The sequence below is a fragment of the Methylomonas sp. MgM2 genome (assembly GCF_054172045.1).
The window spans coordinates 50,265-72,652 of the sequence record NZ_JBSYXO010000013.1 but is presented as its reverse complement, the minus strand read 5'-3'; the positions used below and the strand labels follow the sequence as shown (position 1 = coordinate 72,652).

The window sequence follows — 22,388 nt, the reverse complement described above, 5'->3', positions numbered from 1 at the left end:
TCCTTGTTATTTTTGCAATTAGCCTGAATCACTTCGATTCGTTCATGCGCTGGACCTTGTTATTCGGATGGGAGGCTTGGGCGTCTTGAGAGCCGTAGCGCGACTCGATATGTATTTCCACTCAGGGCGAGGATCCTATTGGAATACAGTCCTATCGAAATTGAATTGCGCTAATGTCGTATTTTTTCATCTTTCCGTAAACCGCTCTGGTCGTTAAGCCCATGGCTCCGGCAACTTGTTTTACGTCGCCGTGATGAGCTTGCAATAGATGCACTAGAAAATCCTGTTCAGCGTTGTTCAGAATCTGTTGTTTGTAGCTTTGCCAGTTGCCACTGATTTGATCGGACGGCTTGGAGTCTAAACCCAACTGAGTCAGCTCGCTTTCTTTGCAGAATAGCACAGCCCGTTCCAGAGTGTTTTCCAGTTCCCGTACATTGCCGGGCCAGGCGTAAGCGCGGATTTGATTCATGATTTCCCGGCTTACGGTTTGTACGTTTTTGCCGTATTTTTCATTGAGGCGCTTTAGAATCAGTTGTACTAAATAAGGCAGGTCTTCCGGCCGTTTAACTAGAGGCGGTATCCACAAGCGCACGACATTCAAGCGATAAAACAAGTCCTGTCTGAACAAGCCTTGTTCCACATGTTGTTCCAACGAGCGGTTCGTCGCGGAGATGATGCGAACATCGACGCCCAAGGTATGCTTGCCGCCCACGCGTTCCATTTCGCCTTCCTGCAATACCCGCAACAAACGAATCTGGGCGGCGGCGGACAAGGTATCCACTTCGTCCAACAACAAGGTTCCACCTTCGGCGCGCTCGAATACGCCTTGATGTACTTCTATGGCACCGGTAAACGCGCCTTTTTCGTGACCGAACAATGCACTTTCCACCAAGGTTTCCGGGATGGCTCCGCAATTGATCGCGATGAAGGGTTTATGTCCGCGTTCGCTCATGGCATGTATCGCGCGTGCGATAAGTTCCTTGCCTACGCCGGTTTCGCCGTTGATCAAAACGGTCGCGCGTGTCGGCGCTACCACTTCCACTTGTTGTAAGACTTTTTGCATGGCCGGCGACTTGGCGATGATGGCAGGTGCGGGCTTCGTTTTCTGTTGCTTGGCTTTGGTCCACCAGACATTGCGCATGCGTTCTTCTATGCGCGAATGCAATTCGGCAATTTCCGTTTTATCGTCCTGCTGATCGCCGTGCCGGTATTCCAGGCCGGCTTTGTCGGCGGCGCAATGGCGGTCGGTGTGAATACAAACTTCACATCCGCTGTGTTGCCGGGCAATGCTCTTGCGGATTTCCACTTTGGCGTAGCCGAAGTTACGCGCGGCAATCCCGCCGAATACACTGGAGGTCATGCGGCATAGTTCCGGAAAATTGGTGACACGTTCGCCGAACGGGCAGCGGCTGTTGACAACGGTAATGGTGCCGGAATCGACCGAGGCCAGCGAAAAGTTGCCGCCGATGTGGTTTTTCAATGCCAGAATCAGGTCGATATACCTTTCCTTGTCCAAGTCGCCGGCTAGCTGATAATCGTCACGATAGGTCTGTTCGAAATACAATCCTGCGCTTTTGGCAATATGCTCGATTAACGATTCGCAGTAATCTCCGCCCTTTTGTTCCGCAGCGTGCATTAACTCCAGAATGAAGGTTTGCAAAAAAAATACCGGGTTAATCTGAGAAAAGTCGCGACCGCACATAATGACGAGTTTGTGAAATTTGATTTCACTCATTGAAACATAATTTCATATTCTCACCAATCAATATTTTGTAACTCATTGATTTTTATAAATAGGCTGAAAACTTGACAGTTGGCCTCGAACTTGCTGCTGTGATCTGTATCACATTTATGTGTGATTCTAATAAAAGTCCGCTAGAGGCTTTAACTATCACTATAAAAATCTTTCGAGGAGATCACCATGAGCACAGAGAAACCGCCTTTAAACCCCCATCCGTTAAGTGAGTATGTGGCCTGGGCCGGAAACCGTAACCGGGACCCGATACTCGGTGTGTTAAAAGAGAAGTTACCCAAAGATCCCGGCAGGGTTTTGGAAATGGCCAGCGGCAGCGGTATGCATATCAACTTTTTTGCCCCGCATTTCGAACACTTGCATTTTCACCCAACAGATAAGGACAAAGACGTATTCGACAACATCAAAAAATTGAAGGCCGATCATGGCAACGACAATATCGCCGATCCGGTTCATTTGGATTTGACCGACCCCGAGACTTGGTTCAATCCGGGTGATAAAAGTAGCTTCGACGCGATTTTCTGCATTAACATTTTTCAGGTTGCGCCGATATCAATAGCCGACGGCATGATGGAATGCGCGTCGCATTTGTTGAACAAAGACGGAATGTTATTGATATATGGGCCTTTCAAAGTAGAAGGCCGATTCACGACGGAATCGAACGAAGAATTCCATAAGACCCTATCCTCTTATGAAGTGTCCGACTGGGGATTGAAAGATGTTGCCGATTTGAAAAAAGCAGCAGCCAATCACGGCATGGAATTAAAAGAGATTATCGATATGCCGGCCAATAATTTTTCATTGATTTTCGGTAAAGCCTAAGGAGACGACGATGAGCACAGTACTGAATGAAGTTTTGAACGCCAATCGCGATTACAGCGCTAGCTTCGATAAAGGCGATTTGCCGATGCCGCCCGGCCGTCATTTTGCAATCTTGACTTGCATGGATGCCAGGTTGGACCCGGCTAAATACGCAGGCTTGTCCGAAGGCGATGCTCACGTGATCCGCAATGCCGGCGGCCGTGCCAGCGATGACGCCATCCGTTCTTTGGTCATTTCTTACAAGCTGTTAGGCACTCGCGAGTGGTTTGTGGTTCATCATACCGATTGCGGCATGGAGACCTTCAACAACGAGATTATGAGCGATTTGTTGGGTAAAAGTCTGAAAACGGCCAGTATCGACAGCAGCGGCTGGCATGATTGCTGTGAAGGGCCGGGCAGCGACGAAGGCAAATATATTAATTGGCTGACCATCAAAGATCAGGCGGAGAGTGTTTTAGAAGATGTGGTACGCATCAAATCGCATCCGTTGGTACCGGCGGATATTCCGGTATATGGCTATATTTACGACGTTAAATCCGGACGTTTACTGGAAGTCCCCGCGGCAACCGAAGCCGGACGGGCCGGCTGATGGGGCCGACGGCTACAGCGCTGGTATTGGGGGTCGGCCCGGTACGGGGGCTGGGAGCAGCGCTGGCAAAGCGCTTCGCAGCGGAAGGCTTGACGGTTTTTATCGCCGGTCGCAGTCCGGACAAGTTGGCTTTGGTCGCGGATACGATCGCCGAAACCGGTGGTTCGGCAAGCCCTGTTGTCGCTGATGCGACCTCGGAAGCCGACGTCGGGCGTTTATTCGAAACGGTTACCGGCAATGGCCGCGCTCTGGAGATTGCCGTCTATAATGTCGATGTTAATCTTTCGGCGCCATTGTTGGATACCGATCTTGACATGTTTACGACCTTATGGCGCCAAAACGGCCTGGGGGCATTTTTGTTTGGCCGCGAAGCGGCCAAGCACATGTTGCCGAATGGCGGCGGCACCGTATTTTTTACCGGCGCTACAGCATCATTAAGGTCCAAACCCCCATTTACCGCGTTCGCCGCCGCTAAAGCCGGCGTGCGGGCGTTAGCCCAGGGCATGGCCAGAGAGTTCGGGCCGCAAGGTCTGCATGTGGTGCACGCGGTAATCGACGGTGTCATTGACGGTGATCGTGCGCGGACCCAATTTCCGCAATTCGTTGCGGCCAAAGGACAGGATGGTTTGCTTAGACCCGATGCGATAGCGGAGACCTATTGGCAATTACACAAACAACATCCGAGCGCCTGGACCCATGAGATTGATTTACGTCCGTTCAAGGAGTCTTTTTGATGAGTAATAAACAGATCGACTGGCGCTTGCAAGGCCATTATTTCGAAACTTGCAATTGCGAGGTGGCGTGTCCTTGCGTTTGGTTACAGCCGCCTAGCGAGGGTGAATGCAAATTATTGGTTGCCTGGCACATTGAGAACGGATTTCTGGAAAATGTGCGTCTTGACGGAATGAATGTGGCACTGGCCTGTTATGCCATGGGCACCATGATTAACGGTAACTGGAGCGCAGCCTTGTATCTTGACAGCCGTGCCGATGACAAGCAGACCGAGGCGCTGCAAAGCATCTTCACCGGTCAAGCGGGCGGCCATCTAAGCGTGTTAATTGGTTTTGTCGGCGAAGTGTGGGGAATCCATAAAGTCGGTATTCATTATCGCCAGGACGGCAATAGCCGCAGCTTGTCCATTCCTGAGATTGCCGACGCCGAGATTCAGAGCATCCGGGGTATAAGCGGCGGCGACGCGTTCATCGAGAATCCGCCGCTTTGTGTCGTGACCAGCCATCCGTCAGTGGTGGCTAAATCAACGCATTTTCGTTACAGTGATCATGGCCGGGATTGGCAGTTTTCCGAGCGCAACGGTTACCATTCCGCTTTTACCTACCAACCTTGAACACCGGATGCCTAAAAAAATAATCATTTTGCTGATTGCGATTATTGCTTGTAGTTGGGCCTATTTGGTTTATCAAGCTTGGCAAATGAATCATTTGCCTATGGCGCAAATGTGGATGCCGCCGGCAATTTTGACCGCATGGACCGCGGGCGATTTTGTCTGGGTATTCAGCATGTGGGCGGTAATGATGGCGGCGATGATGTTGCCGTCGACGCTGCCGATGTTAACGGCATTTTCACGTCATTGCCAACGCGATAATGACGCTAACGCTACCCGAATCATCTGGTTCGGCAGCGGCTATCTGTCCGTGTGGCTGGCCTTCAGTATCGTGCTCACGATTATACAATGGCTGTTTCACGGACTGGCGTGGTTATCGCCAATGATGGAAAATCGCCAGCCATTGCTGTCGGCGCTCATTTTATTAACGGCGGGCGCCTATCAGTTCACGGCGTTCAAAGACATGTGTTTGAGTCATTGCAGGTCTCCTTTCGGATTTTTATTAAACCATTGGCGCCCGGGCAATCAAGGCGCATTACAAATCGGTCTTAAGCACGGGCTGACATGCTTGGGATGCTGCTGGGCGCAAATGCTGATCATGTTCGCGATCGGAGTGATGAGCCTCCCCGGAATGCTGTTGATAACCTTGCTGGTCATAATCGAAAAATGGGCTTCCTTCGATCCGAATAAGCTTAGCCATGTCATCGGACTTTCGTTTTTGCTCTGGGGTGTATTTAGTTTGCTGGCACTCATTTGACGTCGGAATGACTTATCGTTCGGCGCCCTCTTTATTCAAAAGCAAATCCCGCTTTTTCCCATGCATTCGAACCGCCTTCAAGATTCGTTAAATTGGTATAACCTAAATTGTGTAAGGTTCGAGCGGCCGCGTTACCCATGGGACCGCCTTCGCAATACAAATAAATGGGCGTGTTTTTGTCCGCCGGTAATTTGTCCTGATACTGTTCGACCCGGTTATAGGGAATGAACAGGTCGGTACCTTTTATGTGGCGCTGTTCCGGGATATGAACGTCAATCAGCAAGATATCTTGTTTTTGCATGATGTCGTTCAATTCGTTTGCGCTAACCATATGCAGATAACCCGGTTGTTGGAATTGACAACCGGCGATGAGTAGGCTGCATGCCAGCATAAAGCTAAGTTTTTTCATATTTAAGATTTCCGCATTGTATGGGTTGGTATCATCAAAAGGGACAGGAGGTCCTTTTAGCTGGACTTCCGATCCGTACAAAGGTTTCATGCCTTAAGGTTTGGAGCGGTTTCCCCGGTAGGCGTCGCCTGTGCCGAGCAGGCTTGCGATTAGATTTTTTTGTATTTCGGAACTTCCTGAAAATAGGCGTCCGGCTAGCGCATCGTGTACCAAGGCCGCCATCGTATTTTCGGATTCCAGGCCCGAGGCGCCCAAAATTTGTACCGCATCCAAACTGGATTGCAAAAAAGCTTCGGCGGCATAGAGTTTCGTTTGCGCGGAAGCCAAAGTCAATCGTTGCCCGGCGTCGGCCAGCCGGGCGCATTCGTTTAACCACAAATTGATGGTATCCAACCGCAGTTTCATATCGGCGATGCGATGGCTGATCGCCTGATGTTTGCCCAGATGTACGCCGCCTGAATGCCGCTCCCGGCTGTGGCGCACGACCTCATCCAATTGCCATTGCATGACGCCGGCGATACCGGCAAATACAAAGGCGCGTTCGTACTCCAACGCCTTTTGTATCATCTGGGAGCCTGCGCCGATTTTGCCCAAAAGCCGGTCCGCGCCGAGACGGCAATCGCTAAGATGCACGCCGCCGGTGACACTGCCGCGGCAGGCGTCCAGCGCGTTTTCGGCGTTAAATTCACAGCCTCGATCATCTTTAGAAACCAGAAAAGCGCTGATTTTTCCGTCGAGTTTGGCATATATCACCAACCAGTTTGCTAGGGGCACGTTGGTGATATAACGTTTTTCGCCGTTCAATACGAAGCCGGTTTCGGTTTTTTCGGCGCGGCAGGCCATCGCTTGAACGTCCGAGCCGCAGGAAGGCTCGGTAATCGCGTGCCCGCCCAGCCATAGGCCGGCGATCAGCTTGGGCAGATATTGCATGCGTTGCTCGTCGCTGCCGTACAATTGAATCGGAAATACCGCCCCCCATAAATGGGCGTTGACCATCAATACCAGACCCGGGTCACGGCTGGTTTCGCCAATTTGGCGATGTATTTCGACCAAGTCTGCAAAGCCATCGCCTAAACCGCCAAATGCTTTGGGAACGGCGTGGCGCAATCCGCTTTGGCTCGCGACAAACTGAAAGCGAGACAGCCGTTGGCGATTGTCCATAGAGGCTTTATAGGCCGGCCAATTTGCGAAAGTCGGCGTCGGATTCATCGTTCGTTACCTGCATTGACTCGTTTGAGCAGAGAGTCTGTCCTGCGAATCTGGATTCGCTTTGTTTTCCGCGGCGCTATGATGAGACATCGAACACCTCTATCAGCCTCCGGTAATCAATCTTGCCGTTGGCCAGACGTGGTAAGGCTTCAAATGTTTGATACTTGCTAGGTTGCATGTAGGTTGGCAATTGAGGATGCAAAGCTTTGCGGATATCGGAGATAGTTGTTTCCGGCTCGATCACCAGTCCCAGTGCCGGGCGCTGGCCGGCTGTGGGGTCGCTTACGCCAACCACGGCACATTCTTTTACGCCGGGGATTGCATTGACCATGGCCTCGATTTCGGCCGGTTCGACCCTGTAACCTGAGCATTTCAGCATGCGGCCCAGTCGGCCGTGGAATTGAAATTGACCGCCTTCAAGGCTGACCCGGTCGCCGGTGGCATACCAGCCTTCGCCGTTTAAAAAGGGCTGTAATTCGCCTTGACTCCAATAACCGTCGGCCAGGGTCGGACCCCGTACCCATAGTTCGCCGGTTTCGGCTTGAATGCGAAGTTCGCAACCGACCGCCGGCCGCCCGATCGGGATCGGTACTTCGGCTTTTAACTGTGCGCACGCCACCGGCCAATAACAGCAGACGTTGGTCTCGGTCGGGCCGAAGAAATTGAAAAGCGCCGTATGGGGAAGCGCGGCGGCCAGCTGTATTAAGGCGGGCGTCGGAAATACTTCTCCTGCAAATAGTAAAAACCGCAGATTGTCCAACGACGTTTCGGCCAGGTTGCCTTTATAGGCCAGAAAGGCTGCCAGAGACGGCACGGTGTACCAGCCGCTGATTTTTTTTTCCTTGAGCCAAGCGCTGAGCCGGGCGGGAGCCATGGTCAACATCGGCGGCAAAAAATGCAGGCCGGCGCCGCTGCCCAGGACGCCGTATAAATCGAAAGTGGACAAATCGAAGAAAAACGGCGCGCTGCTGGCGATACGGTCCTTAGGACCCAGCGTCAGCAAATCGGCGGCCCAGGTGGCGAACGCCGAGACCGCGCGACGACTCAAAGCCACGCCGCGCGGCCGGCCGGTCGAGCCGGATGTATACAGAATAGCGGCCAGTGAACCGCTCGTGTATTCAAGGACTTCCGGTTGAGCTGCCGGCAGGTCGGCAATGTCTATCCAGGTTTTTGGGTCTAGGTCGTTCGGACATTGCCCTATGCCCAACACTGCGTCAACGCCGGCATCTTCGACGATGAAAGCCAGCCTGGAAGACGGATTTTTCAAATCCAGCGGTACGTAACAGGCGCCGCCCAACAGTGCGCCGAACACCGCAATCGTGGCGTCTATTCCTCTATCCAGATGAATGGCCACGGGCCGGCCCGTTCTTACGCCGCCAGCTTGCAAGCCGGCGGCTACGTTTCTTGCTTGCCTCAGCAATTCGCCGTAACTCAAGCGGCGGTCATTTTCGGTTAACGCAGTCGCGTCCGGGCGAATGCGGCATTGTTGTAGAAAAGGTTGCAGCAGCATGATTCAGGCCTGTTTCCGCTCCAGCAATTCGTCATCCATTTTTGCGATTACCGCTTCTAACCAGGTCTCGTCAACCGCAGGAGACAGATAACTATAAGACAAGGTTAACCGGCCGTCGACTTGCCCCATCAGCAAAGCCAAGCCTGGCGGTAAGGTCATCCAGCACATCATGGTCAAGCCGGTAACCGGTACTTCCAAAAAACCTTTGTTGCTCCAATTCAAGTCGCCGACGTCGGAAAACCATAGCGAGCTCAATTCGTTACCGCTATGTTGCTTGCGCAGGAATCGGGCGTAGCGCGAGGGCGTCAGCCACTGGCCCAGCCACATCAATGGCAGATAGGCAAGATCGAGCTCGTCGCGCACGGCTTTGGTATGTTGGCTCAGCAAATGCTCGAACAAGCCGTTTCTATCCCGGATTTGATCGCGTGAGGCGCGGGCAAACAAGCAGCCGACATGGTTGCCGAATACCGGCGTCGGCGCATTTTGCCGGCGCAGATTGAAGGCGTAGGGAATGCAATAGCCGGCTTTCGCATGCGGCGGGCCGACTTGTTCCATCGCCCGCATGAAACAGCCCAAATAATACAAAGTGCGCCCGGCCAGGCCGGTGTATTGCTTGGCCAATGCCGAAATGCATTTGGTTTGCGCGGTATCGAACAGTCGAGTCTTGAGTTTCAGCGTTTGCGGGCCGTCCGTTTTCGTGGTGGGTAAGCAACTATCGACGCTGTTGGCCTGGTTGTTGTGACGCTTGGCCTTGAGCAGCAATTGCAGTTTTTTCCAGAAGCCCCATTGCGCCAATTTGCTGTCGATTAACGAAGGCGATTCCTTGAATTTTTCCGGATGCTCGGCCGCCAGAAAATCCAGCAGGATTTTGGCGCCGCGCGCGTCCAGCAAGGGATGATTCCAGCTCAACAGCAATGTGCCGCCGCCGGCGCCGCCTATCCAATGCAGAGTCAACGGCAGACTTTCGTGCCGATTGAAAATTTCCAGCAGAATGCGCCGGGTGTCCGCTTCGCCTTCGGCGGCATAGTACTGTACCGGAATGCGCAGGCCGGTCGGAATCCAGGCGTAACGTTTACCTTGCCGTTCGATACGGGCGGATGCTTTCGGAAACATTTCCACCAACAAGTCCAGGCGCCGCTGCAGACTGTATAGATCGGGTTCGGCGGTCAATTGCAAGGCGAAGCCGCAATAACCGCCGGGCATGCCGGCATCGCGGATTTCCCGATCCAGTACATAGGTGAAGTAGTCGGCCGGGTTGAAAAACTCGGTCATTGCGCCTGTTCGGCTTGTTTGATCCACATTTCCAACGCATTCAGGCTCTTGACATTGTCCGGTTCGATCTCGGTGTCCGGCAAGGTGACGCCGAACGCCTTCTCGGCAAACATGATCAAGCGCATGATACCCATGCTGTCGAGCCCTGCTTCTAATAAATCGTCGTCATCGCCGAAGGAGGATGGGTCTTCGTGATAAATGATTTCGGAAAAGATGAATGTTTTGAGTGTGTCCTTCATGGCATCGCGACCGCTTACAAATGGCAACGATTATACACAGCCTTGTTCTACTGATAACAATTTGGCAACAGCCGCCTGTTCCGTTTACCGAGTTTGAAACGGCCGCAACGCAAAACCCCAGCGAGGCACTTTCCGGCAATAGTCTTGGTAAGACGGGCCGAACCGGCGTTCAAGCGCCGGTTCTTCATGCCATATCACAAAGAGATGAAATACCGTAGCGATACTCAGCACGTAGAACGATAAACCCGCGTTTGGAAACAGCAACCATTCGGCGATCAATAACAGCATTACACCTTGGTACATCGGGTTGCGGCTGTACCGGTAAAAGCCGGTGACGACTAGTTTTTTCGGCGGGTCTATCGGGGCGGGGGTACCCAAGCCGCGTATCGCAAACTCCCAGGCGCAGCGGATATAAGTCATCGTACCCAGTACTAAGCATACGATCGCGAAGCTAAAAAGCAGCGGATTAGCCGTTTGCAGTTGCGCGCCTGCCTTCGTGACAAATGAGTAAGGGAAATACACAACCACGCTGCCGGGCACGAGTAGCGTAAATAGCAGGACTTTTACCGCGAGAAGAAGGCGCACGTTTCGTTTGTTCGGAAGTTTGGTATGGAAGCGTCAAACATTTTTGATGTCTCGCGCCTCATTCTAAGCGTTTTTGAATGGGACGGGTATATTGTGTAGAATCCCGCTTTTGTCAACGGATTTAAATCAGCCATGTCAGACGACTTGATCAGCCAATTGAAAACCATGATCATCGACGGTCTACGTTTGGAAGACATCTCCCCGGATGATCTCTCGGACGATGCAGTTTTATTCGGCGGTGGTTTGGGGCTGGACTCCATCGACGCACTGGAAATCGGCGTCATGTTGGATAGGCGATATGGCGTCAAAATTACCTCCGGCGACGAGCGTAACAATCAAATCTTCGCGTCGCTGAGTTCGCTGGCCGATTTCGTCGCGAACAATCGTACCCGATGATGGCAAAAGCCATCAAGACGGGCAGTGTTGCCGTCCTGTTCCTCTATTATCCGTTCCTGAGCGCGTACTTGGCCGCGAAAGGATTCGCCGGTCTGACTTTGACCTTATTTGCCTGCCTGTTGCTGTGGCGGGGCTTGCGCGCGACGCAAATATCGTGGCGCTTGGGTGCTTTCATGTTGGCGGTTCTGTTGTTGCTGGGCGCCTACTTCGCCAATGGCTATGTGATTTGGCTGATTCCGTCCCTGATTTATCTGGGCTTGACCTTCTTGTTCGGACATACCTTGTATTCGCCGCCGTCGCTGTGCGAACGTCTGGTGCGCTTGCTGTTTCCTGAATTCAAACCGGGTATCGCCGAATACCTGCATCAAGTAACCTGGGTTTGGACGCTGTTCTTCTTTGCGAATATTTTTATCTGCGCGCTGCTACCTATAATGGCGGGGCCGGAGATTTGGACCTTGTATACCGGCGTGTTGGTGTATGTATTGATGAGTTTGCTGGTAGTCGGCGAATGGTTTTACCGGCACAGGCGTTTTCCGGATTTGGAGATTCCGCCGGTGATGGACACCGTCAAGTTTTTCGTGGTAAACGGTCATAAGGCATTTAAGGCGCCTGAACGATGAGATTTCGTTGGTTCGTGCTGCTGATGGTGTTATCGATAGCGAGTTGGGCCGACGATACGATAAGGCCGGAGGTTCTGGCCCGTCTCCGCCACGCAGGGCCGGCCAAATACCAGTACCGGGAAACCCGGCAAATGGAGCTGTTGGATGCGCCGGTTCAAACCCGAGGCTACATGCTGACGGACGCCGAAGGAACCTTGGTCAAACTGCAGCTGGAGCCGAGCAGGGTAATCATGGCCATCGCGGGTCAAAGCATGTTTTATTGGGATTCCGCGCGGAAACAGCGCCACACGGCGCCGTTGAGCCGTGGCGGTGTTGCGACGCAACAAATCGAAGTATTTCGCGCCATTTTGCATGGCCGTATCGATGAGCTGCAATCCGTTTACGACTTCGCCGCTGAAACCAAAGGCAAACAATGGACATTGCGCCTGATACCGAAGCCGAATCATGCCGATGCGTCCGGCATAGAAATTTTCGGTGATACGGACGATCGGCAACGCAAGATTTTCATCCGCCAAGCCGACGGCGATTCGACCGAATATCTGATCAGCAAAGCCAACGAGGATAATGCCGCGCAGTACACCATCCCCGCGCTGCTGCGGGAAGTCACGGGAGACTGATGGGTGTCGTTCGTTGTCCGAAAACGCTGGTTTTTGCTGCTGTTTCCGTTGTTGCTGGCTTTGACGGTTTGGCAAATCCGGATCGAAAGCGACCTCAACGCCTTTTTCACCGCCACCGATGACGAAGATTCCAGATTATTGTCCGGGCTGTTGCAGTCCGGAGAGTTGTCTCGCCGCTATTTGTTGGTCGTGGAGAAGGACGGCGTTCCCGATATCGGCCGTTTCAGTAGCGATTTCCTGCGGCGATTGGCCGAACTCGGCGACGCCGAGCAGGTGTGGCGGGCTGATCAGCCGCCGCTGGACTGGATAGATGCCGTGGCGGCTTATGCGCCTTACCATGCCCGGCTGTTCAGCTTGAGCCCGGAAGATGAGGGAGCCGAATTGTTCGATCTGCAAGGATTAAACAGTCGTGCCGAAGCGCTCAAGCAAGCGCTGCTGTCTCCGCAAGGCGGTTTCATCAAGGCGGTCGCCAAACAGGATCCGCTTTTGCTTTCCATGAATGGTTTCAAGGGCTTGAATAGCCGGTTTCAGCGGCAGGACCAGGCGAACACAAAAGCCGTTGCCATCATTTTGCAAAGCCGGCCGCCGGCATTGGATTCTGTGGCCCATAAGAGCTTGCAAGCGACACTCCGGGCAACATTCGATGCATTGAACGCCGAATCCGGTCTGGCCTTTCGCTTGAGCATGGCGGGCGTGCCGGTGGTGAGCGTTGCCGCCCACGACGAAATCAATCGCGACGTAACCCTGGTTTCCACGGTATCCAGTGTCGCGGTGGTGCTGGCGTTCTTATGGCTATTCCGCTCATTCGTGGCCTTGCATTGGATCATGATGATACAGGCCACCGCCTTTTTGATCGGCACACTGGCCGTGGCCTTGAGTTTTAACTATGTACACAGTCTGACGCTGGCTTTGGGCGCTAGTTTGATCGGCATCTGCATCGACTACCCCATTCATGTGATGGTGCATGGCGTCAAACATCGCAGGCCTCTGCAAAACGTGGCGCAATTGCTGTGGCCTAGTCTGTTCTTGGGCGGCTTGACTACAATCATCGGCTATCTGGCATTGGGGGCGACCGGTTTTCCGGGCTTCGAGCAAATCGCCGTGTTTGCCCTGTTCAGCATAGCGACCTCGCTGAGTTTGACCCGTTGGCTGCTGCCGGCCTTGCTGTCCGAAAAGAGGTTGCATGTCGCTGACTTGCCGGGGGTTGCCGCTTGGGTTGGCTTCTGCCGGCGCCGCGGAAAATTCCTGTGGCTGTTGTTGGGCCTGCTGGCCATCGCGACGCCGGTTTTGTTGCCCAAGCTGCGTTGGATGGACGACATGCAAAAACTGGCGTTGAATATGGACCTGCTCAAACAGCAGGACGCCGCCGTGCGCGAGCATTTTTCCAGTGTCGAGCCCGGCCGCTTTGTGCTGATACAAGCCGGCGATATGGAAACGGCCTTGCAGCGTTCGGAAGCCGCCGAGCGCCGTTTACGGATTTTGCATCGGCAAGGCGCGGTCGATGAACACCATGGCCTGTTTCCGTGGCTAGTCTCCGGATCGTTGCAGCAGCGTAATGCCGTGGTTTATGAAAATTCGGTCAGCGAGCCGTTTCGCTTGGCCTGGCGCGCCGCGCTCAGCCATGTCGGCCTTTCGGTCGACAAGCTAGGCGAGTTGCCGCCGGTGTCCGAGCGATTATTGCGGCCTGAAGACGTTCTGAAATCGCAAGTCGGTCATATCTTGTCCGGGCGTATCCTGGAAGACCGGCAGGGCGTGGCCTTGGCCTTATGGCTGGGCAAACACGATCCCGCCAAACTGGCCGAGGGCTTGCACGGTTTGGAAGGCGTGCGTTATTTCAGCCAAAAAGATCAGTTGAACCGTCTGGCCGAGCAATACCGGGATAGCTCGCTTGAGATGTTGCTAATCGGGATTTTGGTCATGGCGCTAGTCATCGCCCGTCAGCAACGCGATATCCGAAAAGTGCCGCTGACTTTGTTGCCGTCTTTGGCTGCGACGCTGTTTATTTTCGCGGGTTGGGCTTTGATCGGCGAAGAAGTGAGTTTTCTGCATGTGATCGGTTTGCTGCTGGCGATCTCATTGTGCGTAGATTACGGTATATTTTTCGTCGAAAACCGCGGACGCGATGCCGACGTGACTTACCATGGCATAGCCGCATCGACGCTGACCACGCTGGTATCGTTCGGGGCCTTGGGTTTGGGCAAAACGCCGACCCTGCCGATATTGGCCTTGTCCGTCACGCTGGGCGTCGGCGTGGGCTTTCTATTGTGTCCGTTACTGATAACCAAACCGAACGCACCATGACCATCAAGCCAGAACTCAGTCCGGTGGCCGTTTCGGCCTATCAATGTGCCAGCGCCGCGGGCGACGACGTGGAAGCTTTATACGGCAAGCTGATTGCCAATCAAACCTGCCTGAAAGCGCTGACATTGTTCGAGCTTCCTTTCGAAACCGTGGTCGGTGAAGTCCTAACGCCTTTACCGAAAATTCGTTCCGATCTGAAAGCTTACGATTGCCGCAACGCCCGTTTGGCGTTGCTGGCGTTGGAGCAGGGGTGTTTCCGCCGGGATGTCGAAAAGGTACTTGCCCGCTACGGGGCGGATCGGGTCGGATTGATACTGGGCACCAGCACTTCGGGCATCTACGATACCGAGAACGCCTATGCCGATTTATTCCGCAACGGCGCGATGCCGGTCGAATTCGAATTTCTGAAAACCCATACCGCGCAGGCCACCGCCGAATTCCTGAAGCTGGAACTGGGTCTGCAAGGGCCGTGTTACGCGATATCGACGGCATGTTCGTCGAGCGCCAAGGCTTTGGGCGCGGGACAACGCCTGATTCAGGCCGATGTCTGCGACGCGGTGCTGGTGGCCGGTGTCGATAGCCTATGCCGCTTGACTCTACGCGGCTTTAACAGTTTGCAATTGGTTGCGCCGGAACCCTGTCGGCCCATGGATGCCGAACGAAAAGGTATCAATATCGGCGAAGGCGCGGCGCTGATTTTGTTGGAACGGGCCGAGTCGGACACTGCCGGCAGGCCGCGCTTACTGGCGGTGGGAGAGTCGTCGGATGCCTACCACATGAGCGCGCCGCATCCCGAAGGTGCCGGCGCAGCCGACGCCATGGCCCGGGCCTTAACGCTGGCCGGACGCGAATCGGAGCAGGTCGATTACATTAATTTGCATGCAACGGCCAGTCGCTTGAACGACCAATCCGAAGCCAAAGCGGTGGCCGGATTATTTCCGCATCCGCCGCTATGTAGCGGTGTAAAAGGCATACTGGGCCATACGCTGGGGGCGGCCGGAGCGGTCGAGGCGGTCGTCAGTTTGTTGGCCCTGGAGCGAGGATTCCTGCCCGGTACCTGCGGTTTGTTGCAGGCCGATCCGGAGTTCGGGTTGCCGCTCATCGCCGCGCCGGTGCTGAACCGGCAGCCACGGCTATTGCTGAGCAACGCCTTTGGCTTCGGCGGCAACAATGCCTGCGTGTTATTGGAGGCCGCTTGATGCGATGCATGAGTGTGCTGGGCTTCGCCGCCTGTTCGCCCGATGCCGAGCTGCGGCGGCAATTGCCGTTTCCGTGCGGCGACATTCTGCGTGATACCATTCCCGCCGCGTTGCGGCGGCGCAGTAGCGAAGCCATGCAATTGACCTTTAGTGTGGCGACCGAAGTCTGTCATCTTACCGGCCGTTCACCGGCGGAATTGCCCGCGATTTTCGCCAGTGTGGCCGGCGAGATTCAAACTACCGATCACATCTGCACTGAACTGGTTAAACCCGACGGCCTGATTTCGCCCAGCGCTTTTCATAATTCGGTGCAAAATACCGCCGCCGGCTATTGGAGCATCGCTCATCGCTGCACGCAAGCCGCCAGCGCGCTGGCGGCCGGGCGGGACACGGTTGCGATGGGACTGTTGGAAGCATGGTGCCAACTGGCTTGTTACGGCGGAGAAATATTATTGGTTTGCTACGACGAGCGCTGTCCGGGTTATTTGATGCCCGGTAGCGGTCGTCCGGGCTTCGCGACGGCTCTGATATTGGCGGCAGGTGCAGTTGAAGGTAATATTACACGGCTTTGCAGGCCCCGGCGGCAGGCAGCAGAGTTCCCGCGGTCTTGGACGGCCTTGGCAGAGGCGATGCCGGTCTTGAATGCAATTCCGTTGCTGGATAGGGTTGCGAATCAATGCGAAACCGATGCATTGCCGCTTTCGGCCGCTTGGGTCGTCGACATAGGGGCTTAGGCACGGGTCGGTTGCATCGGCAAGCGCTCCGGTCGCTAGGCGATCAGTTCAACCATCCCTTTAGTTCAAATAAAATTAGGAGTCATCGTGCAATACAACAAACATGGGGTCATTCTGCTAGCACTCGCCATCGGCGCGGGTTGCGCGTCTTCAAACAAAACGCCGGCGCAAGCGGCATCTCAACCGGCCGCGGCGTCGGCGAAGGCGCCGGACGCGGGCATCATCGGCAATATTCCGCCCGATAGTGCCTTTGCCAAAATCCAATTGGGCATGACGCAAGGCCAGGTGCACGAAATTTTGGGACAGCCTGGCGATACCAAGTCTTATCAAACCGGCAAAGCCTGGATCCCGTTTTATTTCGGCCCGGACGTGATGCGTACCGACGAATTTTATAAAGGAGTGGGCACCGTGACCTATACCGGTGCCGGCGTGGGCGGCGTGCATTGGAAAGTGCACAGAGCCGTTTACGACCCGGCGGAAGACGGATTTGCCAAATAACGAACCAGCTGCGCTTTAGAAGGTAATTAAATCATATGCAAAACGGTTTCGATTATGACGTTGTAGTGGTCGGCGGCGGCCCGGCCGGTTCGACCGCGGCAACCCTGCTTGCGCAACACGGGCATAGGGTATTGCTGATAGAGAGGGACCGGCATCCGCGTTTTCATATCGGCGAATCGATGCTGCCGTTCAGCGAACCGGTGGTGCAGCGTCTGGGCATCGATTGGAGCTGCGGCAACCAGTTCAAGAGCGGCGCGGTGTTCATGGACGAAGCCGGCGGCCAAAGCATGTATTTCCCGCTCAGCGTTTATCGTAAGACTTACCAGCTCGAACGCGCGCCCTTCGATCAGTTATTGTTTGAAAATGCCGCCAAACACGGGGTCGAAACGCATCAACAAGAAAAAGTGCTGGAAGTCGACTGCCGGGCGGACGGCGTCGGCGTGTTGTCGGACAAGGCCGGCTATCGCTGCCGTTATCTGATCGATGCGACCGGACGCGCCGCGTTGATGGGGAAGAAGGAACGCAGTATCGACCGCATCGAAAATCTTGGGAAATTTGCCGTTTACACGCATTTTAAGAATATTCAGCCGGGCGAGGCGGCGGACGAGTTGTTTCGTTCCGGCAGCATCTACGTGCCGGTGGTCGATATCGGCTGGATCTGGATCATCCCGTTATCCGGCCGGCGCCTGAGCGTCGGCTTGGTGGTGCAAAAAGAACGGCCGAAAGACTGCGAGGTCGAAGAGCTGCTGTACCGCTATCTGAAGGCATCGCCGGTTCTGCAACAGCTTTTGGCCGGGGCGGAGCAATCGGCCCCGGTTAGGGTTGAGGCGGACTTCAGCTACAGCAACAAAAACCGTTACGGCCTGCGCTACGCTTGCTGCGGCGATGCTGCCGGCTTTCTGGACCCGGTGTTTTCTTCAGGGGTGTTTTTGGCGTTCACCGGTGCCGCCCGGGTGGCGGACCGCGTGCACCTAGGCTTGACCGGCGGCAACGAATCCGACCCGGGCCTGCATGCCGAAGACGACGAAGCTTATTTATTGGGCTTCAACACGATGCGTTTGTTTGTCGAGCGCTTTTATCAATCCAACATCGTGCACAACCTGTTTTTCGAGGCGAACAGAAATCCGGAATTGAAGGAGCAAATCGCCAGATTGTTGTCCGGCGATTTGTGGGTCAGCGACAATGCCTTGCAGAGAAGTTTGCTAGCCGGACGACAAATGGGCGGACTGGGATAAAAGCCGCATTGCCGGCATGCGCTCGCCCCGCTCGACGCCCTAGTCGGCGATGAAGCGGAAAATACCGAAGGGCCGGGTTTTTAGTAAAACGCGCCGATTTACTACGGTTTGGTAAGTCCGCGGAATGGGTCGCACTCCATCATGTTCTAAAACTACCGACCGTCGTGCGCAATTGGTTGGCAAGCTCGAGCAGTTCGTTGCAAGCTTCAGCCGTACTTTTCGCGCCAATTGCAGTTTCTTCGGAAACATGACCAATGTTGCTGATATTGTGGTTTATTTCCTCCGCAACGGCAGTTTGCTCTTCGGCCGCACTGGCGATTTGGTTGTTCATGTCGTTGATAGTATCGATTCTTTCACTTATGGAGGTAATCGATTCCCCGGCCGATGCGGCTTGATCCACGCTGGAAGCCGCTCTTTTCCGGCCATTGTCCATCACCGATACGGCTTGTTTGGCACGACCTTGCAATCGTTCTATGGTTTGCTGGATTTCCAAGGTTGAATTTTGTGTGCGGCTGGCCAAGGTTCTGACTTCGTCGGCAACTACGGCAAAGCCGCGCCCCTGTTCGCCGGCACGCGCCGCTTCGATCGCGGCATTAAGGGCCAGCAGATTGGTTTGCTCGGCAATCCCTTGGATTACGCCTAATACTTCGCCGATGCTATTGCTGTCGTTTTCCAGTTCGTGGATCACGTTCGCGGCATTCTCAACTTCGGTGGCCAAGCTGTTGATGCCGTTGACCGCATCTTTGACGATGTTTTTGCCGGAAGTAGCTACATGTTCCGCCGTCTCGGCAGCTTCGGAGGCTCTAACCGCATTACGGGCGACTTCTTGCACGGTCGAGGTCATTTGTTTCATCGCATTTGCCACCAAGGTGGTTTCCTGTAGCTGCCGTTCCACTCCTTTCTGCGTGGTTTGGGTGATGTTCGCTAGTTTATGTGAAGCATTGGCCAATTTTTCACTGGTTACACTGATTTCGTCCACGGTTTTAGCGATTTTTTTGACGAAGGAGTTAAAGCTTGAGGCAACCCAGGCGAATTCCGATTTACCTTGGGCGTTCAGCCGGGCTCGCAAATTGCCTTCGCCGCTGCAAATTTGTTGAAGGTTCAGCGCCAGTTCGGTTAGCGGGCTAATAATGATGGAGTTCATGACGAAATAACCGGTAAAGCCAATCACAATTAATCCAAGCAGCAGGAAGCCGATGGCGTAATAAATTTCTTTTTGATAATCGGCTAGCGCGACATCGAACGGCGTGATGATTTCAAAGGCGCCATGTAAATCGCCCGCGCGGCGGTTTTCCATCGGGTAACCCAGCAAATCTTTACCTTGGTCGTTATTCCAAAGTGCCTGCGAAGTGGCGGGGTCGCCATGGCAAAGCTCGCATTGCTTGACCATTTTTACCGGTCGGAAGTAACGAATCTCTTGCTTTGCGTCATCGACGACACTGTATTCCGTCAACGCCGGGTCATTCGCAAACAGGTCCAGAACTTTGCGTTCGGTTTCGTCGGGTAGGTTTCTCGGAGGGTTGCGTGGATTGAGGGCAGGGGCTTTGAAGCGGAAGCCGCCTTCTTTGGCCTTGGTTTCGATTACAGCCCATGCGTTTGCGGTCGGGACTGTCTCTAGGATGATTCGTCGAGCTTCGGCAGAACTCTTATTTTGAGTTAAATTAACCAAGCTTTCGGGGGAATACAAGCCGCTTTCCCATTTTTTCACGACATTGTCCCGGATCGATTCCGAAACGATAAGCAACTGGCGCGACGATTCTATTTTTTGATTGATCAGGTCTTGTTTTTGGAAGGTCGCGAATACAATCAAAATCCCTATACCTACGATGGTGAGTACTGTCATAGTGATAGCCACTACTTTTACTCCCACTGAATGCCAGTTCATCATCAACATCCCAAACTCCTCCAACTTGTCTTAATTTATTGTTATTTTGCCGTGGCCTTTTGCTTCGCCAAAGCCGGGCCACAAGAAGTATAGCTTACAATCTATCGGCTATTACGTTGAAAACTTTATCGATTTATGCGGATGATTAGAATGTTTTCACGGGTATGCTTTGGGCGATACATCTTCGAAGTGGTCGTGAGACGCCTCGATGAGTGTCGTTTGATAGGAGAAGGCTGAATATCCGTTTCGCTTGATAACCGTCGGGTGTGGGCACCCGCTTAGGGTGTCCACACCGTAGGACGATAGACTAGCAGTTCCCTTTGCGCGCTTGGCCGGGACTGCAACCGGCGCCGGTTCCGGTATCGGCGGAACTATTTCCGGTGACGGAATCGATCCAGTTCGCATACTTTGAGACGCGCGTGTCACCCGAAAATTCGCCGAAACTGCTGTCTATTTCGTTTGAAGTGACGTCGGAGGTCGATCCGCCGGCGAAGCTAAGCGTGATACCGTAAGAGGTCACGCCTTGAACAACACCGCCTTTGATAGTCGGCCCGCCGGAATCGCCCGGCGCGGAGATGACTTCATCATAGCCCAGTCCCAAGTCCGAAATGCCGAAGAAAAAACCGAAGGCGTCGTGAGCGTCCAATCCGTCATCGAAGTCGGATTGAAGCACGGAACCTGTGACAAAATCGCGCCGTGGGCGTAAACCCAGCGCTTGCAGCATGGTATCTGCAAGCGCATCGTATTTATTTTGTCCGTTCCTTTTAGTGCCGTAAGCATAGGTCAAATCGTCGTAGCCCTCGGTCCCGAAACCGGATACGCCAAATCCGATTTTCTCGCTGATCGATGCGACGTCGTCTTTGGGGTTTCTGTCGATGTCATAGCCGGTTACGCCGGCTTCGGCGGATAATGTCAACACGGCAATGTCGTTTCCCCTGAGAAAGTCGCCATCCCAATCCGGGTGAATATTCACGCCAATTACGTCGATTACCTCATCGGCGCCGTTTATCGAAAACGTGGCCGTGCCCGAGTTAAAAACGTCGGATCCGGATTCATCCGTGACGCAGTGCGCGGCCGTAAGGATATGTATACGAGTGGATAATAAGGTTCCGGTACAACCGACCGTAAAATCGCTTCTGTCGAGAATAAGTTGCGCGACACCGGGAAAAGCGGTCGTTTCATGGTTGGCCGGATTATCAACGGTGGTGTAACGTGCTTGTGCTAAGGCAGTTAGTCCCTGATGTTCGATTTTTATGACTCTGAAGGGCGCCACGTGAATTCGGGCTTGATGCGGCAGTTTGGGCGGGACGGCACCGGCAAAATTCGGAAATAGAGCGATGGATGCCAGAGACAGTATGGAACTTGCATACGAGATACGCCGTAGAAATTGATAAAACATTTGAATACCTCTGATCGGTCGATGGTAATGCTGCATCAGCAATACTAGACGGGCATGGGGGGCTGTCAACTGTAATTGGTTTGTAAAGAAGACCGTAGTTTGAAAGAAATGAATGCCGGACGGAAAGCGTTATGCCGGATATAGCAGCCGCTGAAGCCGGTAAACGAGCTATAAGCTACGAGAATCCGAACGCTTGGCCCAAGCGTTCTATCAGCCCCTTTCAAGGTTTTTGCCGGCTTTATGGTCGGGCCGCGGCCAACGGTTACCGCCGACCACGTAAAGCAAACGATCATTAAATCTGTGGTTCCCGGTGCCGGGCTCAAAATGCAATGAACGGCCATTTTGACGAAACCGTCGGCTGCGTTGCGATTTAGTCGATTTCGGCCGCAACAGTTATAATGACGGCAATTCGCCGTCGTTTTCCCAAAAATAATGACTTAAGTGTCTGACTTTATTAGATTTGAGGGCGGCGGTTAAATCATAACGCTTGCTGTTGTTTTCGGTTACAAGTTATTGTTTGATATGAATAAAATAAAGGTTCTTTTTGTCTGCATGGGCAATATCTGCCGATCGCCAACTGCCGAAGGCGTATTCATGTCGGTATTGGAAGCGCAAGATTTGGTTCATGCGTTTACGGTCGATTCCGCCGGTACACACGCCTACCATATCGGCGATGCTCCGGATTTAAGGGCTCAAAAGGCCGCTCGTGAGCGGGGGGTGGAGTTGAAACATCTCAGAGCTCGAAAGGTCAAGGGCGACGACTTCGAAAATTTTGATTACATCTTGGTGATGGATGGCGATAATCACGCCATCATGTATAACGCTTGCCCGGACGATCATAAGCATAAAATACGGTATTTCTTGGATTATGCGCCGCATTTGCAGCAACGTGATGTGCCTGACCCTTACTATGGTGGTTCATACGGTTTTGAACGAGTACTGGACATGGTGGAAGCTGCATCCGCAGGTTTTATCGAAACCTTGCGCCGCGAGGGTCTATTGACAATATGAAGAGGA

General features: G+C 53.7%; 23 protein-coding genes. 14 read left to right on the top strand and 9 right to left on the bottom strand.

The window, feature by feature from the left end; translation table 11 throughout:
- Positions 1–151 precede the first annotated feature (151 nt).
- Positions 152–1,735, bottom strand: a complete 1,584-nt coding sequence (locus ACW73I_RS11720) for a sigma 54-interacting transcriptional regulator (RefSeq protein ID WP_458029535.1) — start codon at positions 1,733–1,735, stop codon at positions 152–154.
- Positions 1,736–1,921: 186 nt separating this feature from the next.
- Between ACW73I_RS11720 and ACW73I_RS11715 the strand changes: the two genes are divergently transcribed.
- The 5 genes from ACW73I_RS11715 to ACW73I_RS11695 are packed head-to-tail and all read left to right on the top strand — an operon-like array spanning position 1,922 to position 5,263.
- Complete coding sequence (locus tag ACW73I_RS11715; protein WP_458029533.1) at positions 1,922–2,575, top strand: DUF938 domain-containing protein; 654 nt, start codon at positions 1,922–1,924, stop codon at positions 2,573–2,575.
- A gap of 10 nt (positions 2,576–2,585) precedes the next feature.
- Entirely contained in the window at positions 2,586–3,164 is a 579-nt protein-coding gene (locus ACW73I_RS11710; protein WP_458029531.1) for a beta-class carbonic anhydrase, read from the top strand.
- Positions 3,164–3,898, top strand: coding sequence for an SDR family NAD(P)-dependent oxidoreductase (locus ACW73I_RS11705; RefSeq protein WP_458029529.1), 735 nt, complete (start codon positions 3,164–3,166; stop codon positions 3,896–3,898). The genes ACW73I_RS11710 and ACW73I_RS11705 overlap by 1 nt, the downstream gene beginning before the upstream one ends.
- The gene (locus tag ACW73I_RS11700) at positions 3,898–4,509 is read left to right on the top strand and encodes a DUF1326 domain-containing protein (protein WP_458029527.1); all 612 of its coding nucleotides are present in this window, start codon (positions 3,898–3,900) and stop codon (positions 4,507–4,509) included. Before ACW73I_RS11705 ends, ACW73I_RS11700 begins: the two co-directional genes overlap by 1 nt.
- 7 nt (positions 4,510–4,516) lie before the next feature.
- On the top strand, positions 4,517–5,263 hold the full coding sequence (locus ACW73I_RS11695; RefSeq protein ID WP_458029526.1) for a DUF2182 domain-containing protein: 747 nt from the start codon (positions 4,517–4,519) through the stop codon (positions 5,261–5,263).
- 31 nt (positions 5,264–5,294) lie between these two features.
- Here the strand turns inward: ACW73I_RS11695 and ACW73I_RS11690 are convergent, their stop codons facing one another.
- From ACW73I_RS11690 to ACW73I_RS11665, 6 genes are all read right to left on the bottom strand, one after another.
- Positions 5,295–5,672, bottom strand: coding sequence for a rhodanese-like domain-containing protein (locus tag ACW73I_RS11690; protein WP_458029525.1), 378 nt, complete (start codon positions 5,670–5,672; stop codon positions 5,295–5,297).
- 93 nt (positions 5,673–5,765) lie between these two features.
- Entirely contained in the window at positions 5,766–6,881 is a 1,116-nt protein-coding gene (locus tag ACW73I_RS11685) for an acyl-CoA dehydrogenase family protein (protein ID WP_458029524.1), read from the bottom strand.
- Between the two features lie 76 nt (positions 6,882–6,957).
- Entirely contained in the window at positions 6,958–8,391 is a 1,434-nt protein-coding gene (locus ACW73I_RS11680; protein WP_458029523.1) for an AMP-binding protein, read from the bottom strand.
- A 3-nt stretch (positions 8,392–8,394) separates the two neighbouring features.
- Positions 8,395–9,663, bottom strand: coding sequence for a hypothetical protein (locus ACW73I_RS11675; RefSeq protein WP_458029522.1), 1,269 nt, complete (start codon positions 9,661–9,663; stop codon positions 8,395–8,397).
- Positions 9,660–9,902 carry an acyl carrier protein gene (locus ACW73I_RS11670; RefSeq protein WP_458029521.1) on the bottom strand — a complete coding sequence of 81 codons (243 nt, stop codon included), beginning with the start codon at positions 9,900–9,902 and terminating at the stop codon, positions 9,660–9,662. Before ACW73I_RS11670 ends, ACW73I_RS11675 begins: the two co-directional genes overlap by 4 nt.
- 84 nt (positions 9,903–9,986) lie before the next feature.
- The gene (locus ACW73I_RS11665) at positions 9,987–10,487 is read right to left on the bottom strand and encodes a methyltransferase family protein (RefSeq protein WP_458029520.1); all 501 of its coding nucleotides are present in this window, start codon (positions 10,485–10,487) and stop codon (positions 9,987–9,989) included.
- Positions 10,488–10,619: 132 nt separating this feature from the next.
- Here ACW73I_RS11665 and ACW73I_RS11660 point away from each other — a divergent pair, with 132 nt between their 5' ends.
- From ACW73I_RS11660 to ACW73I_RS11625, 8 genes are all read left to right on the top strand, one after another.
- The gene (locus ACW73I_RS11660; RefSeq protein ID WP_458029518.1) at positions 10,620–10,883 is read left to right on the top strand and encodes a phosphopantetheine-binding protein; all 264 of its coding nucleotides are present in this window, start codon (positions 10,620–10,622) and stop codon (positions 10,881–10,883) included.
- A complete protein-coding gene (locus tag ACW73I_RS11655) occupies positions 10,880–11,503 on the top strand; it encodes a hypothetical protein (RefSeq protein ID WP_458029517.1) in 624 nt (207 codons plus the stop codon). The genes ACW73I_RS11660 and ACW73I_RS11655 overlap by 4 nt, the downstream gene beginning before the upstream one ends.
- Positions 11,500–12,120 carry a LolA family protein gene (locus ACW73I_RS11650; RefSeq protein ID WP_458029516.1) on the top strand — a complete coding sequence of 207 codons (621 nt, stop codon included), beginning with the start codon at positions 11,500–11,502 and terminating at the stop codon, positions 12,118–12,120. Before ACW73I_RS11655 ends, ACW73I_RS11650 begins: the two co-directional genes overlap by 4 nt.
- 3 nt (positions 12,121–12,123) lie before the next feature.
- Entirely contained in the window at positions 12,124–14,421 is a 2,298-nt protein-coding gene (locus ACW73I_RS11645; protein ID WP_458029514.1) for an MMPL family transporter, read from the top strand.
- The gene (locus tag ACW73I_RS11640) at positions 14,418–15,620 is read left to right on the top strand and encodes a beta-ketoacyl-ACP synthase (protein WP_458029513.1); all 1,203 of its coding nucleotides are present in this window, start codon (positions 14,418–14,420) and stop codon (positions 15,618–15,620) included. The genes ACW73I_RS11645 and ACW73I_RS11640 overlap by 4 nt, the downstream gene beginning before the upstream one ends.
- The gene (locus ACW73I_RS11635; RefSeq protein WP_458029512.1) at positions 15,620–16,354 is read left to right on the top strand and encodes a beta-ketoacyl synthase chain length factor; all 735 of its coding nucleotides are present in this window, start codon (positions 15,620–15,622) and stop codon (positions 16,352–16,354) included. The genes ACW73I_RS11640 and ACW73I_RS11635 overlap by 1 nt, the downstream gene beginning before the upstream one ends.
- A gap of 87 nt (positions 16,355–16,441) precedes the next feature.
- Positions 16,442–16,852 carry an outer membrane protein assembly factor BamE domain-containing protein gene (gene bamE / locus ACW73I_RS11630; RefSeq protein ID WP_458029511.1) on the top strand — a complete coding sequence of 137 codons (411 nt, stop codon included), beginning with the start codon at positions 16,442–16,444 and terminating at the stop codon, positions 16,850–16,852.
- 35 nt (positions 16,853–16,887) lie between these two features.
- Positions 16,888–18,087: an NAD(P)/FAD-dependent oxidoreductase gene (locus tag ACW73I_RS11625; protein ID WP_458029510.1), complete on the top strand. Its 1,200-nt coding sequence runs from the start codon at positions 16,888–16,890 to the stop codon at positions 18,085–18,087.
- A 139-nt stretch (positions 18,088–18,226) separates the two neighbouring features.
- Here the strand turns inward: ACW73I_RS11625 and ACW73I_RS11620 are convergent, their stop codons facing one another.
- Positions 18,227–19,930 (bottom strand): methyl-accepting chemotaxis protein, encoded by a 1,704-nt coding sequence (locus tag ACW73I_RS11620; RefSeq protein ID WP_458029509.1) that lies wholly within the window; start codon positions 19,928–19,930, stop codon positions 18,227–18,229.
- Positions 19,931–20,279: 349 nt separating this feature from the next.
- Positions 20,280–21,371, bottom strand: coding sequence for a trypsin-like serine protease (locus tag ACW73I_RS11615; protein WP_458029507.1), 1,092 nt, complete (start codon positions 21,369–21,371; stop codon positions 20,280–20,282).
- 522 nt (positions 21,372–21,893) lie between these two features.
- Here ACW73I_RS11615 and ACW73I_RS11610 point away from each other — a divergent pair.
- Positions 21,894–22,382 carry a low molecular weight protein-tyrosine-phosphatase gene (locus ACW73I_RS11610; RefSeq protein WP_458029506.1) on the top strand — a complete coding sequence of 163 codons (489 nt, stop codon included), beginning with the start codon at positions 21,894–21,896 and terminating at the stop codon, positions 22,380–22,382.
- Positions 22,383–22,388 lie beyond the last annotated feature (6 nt).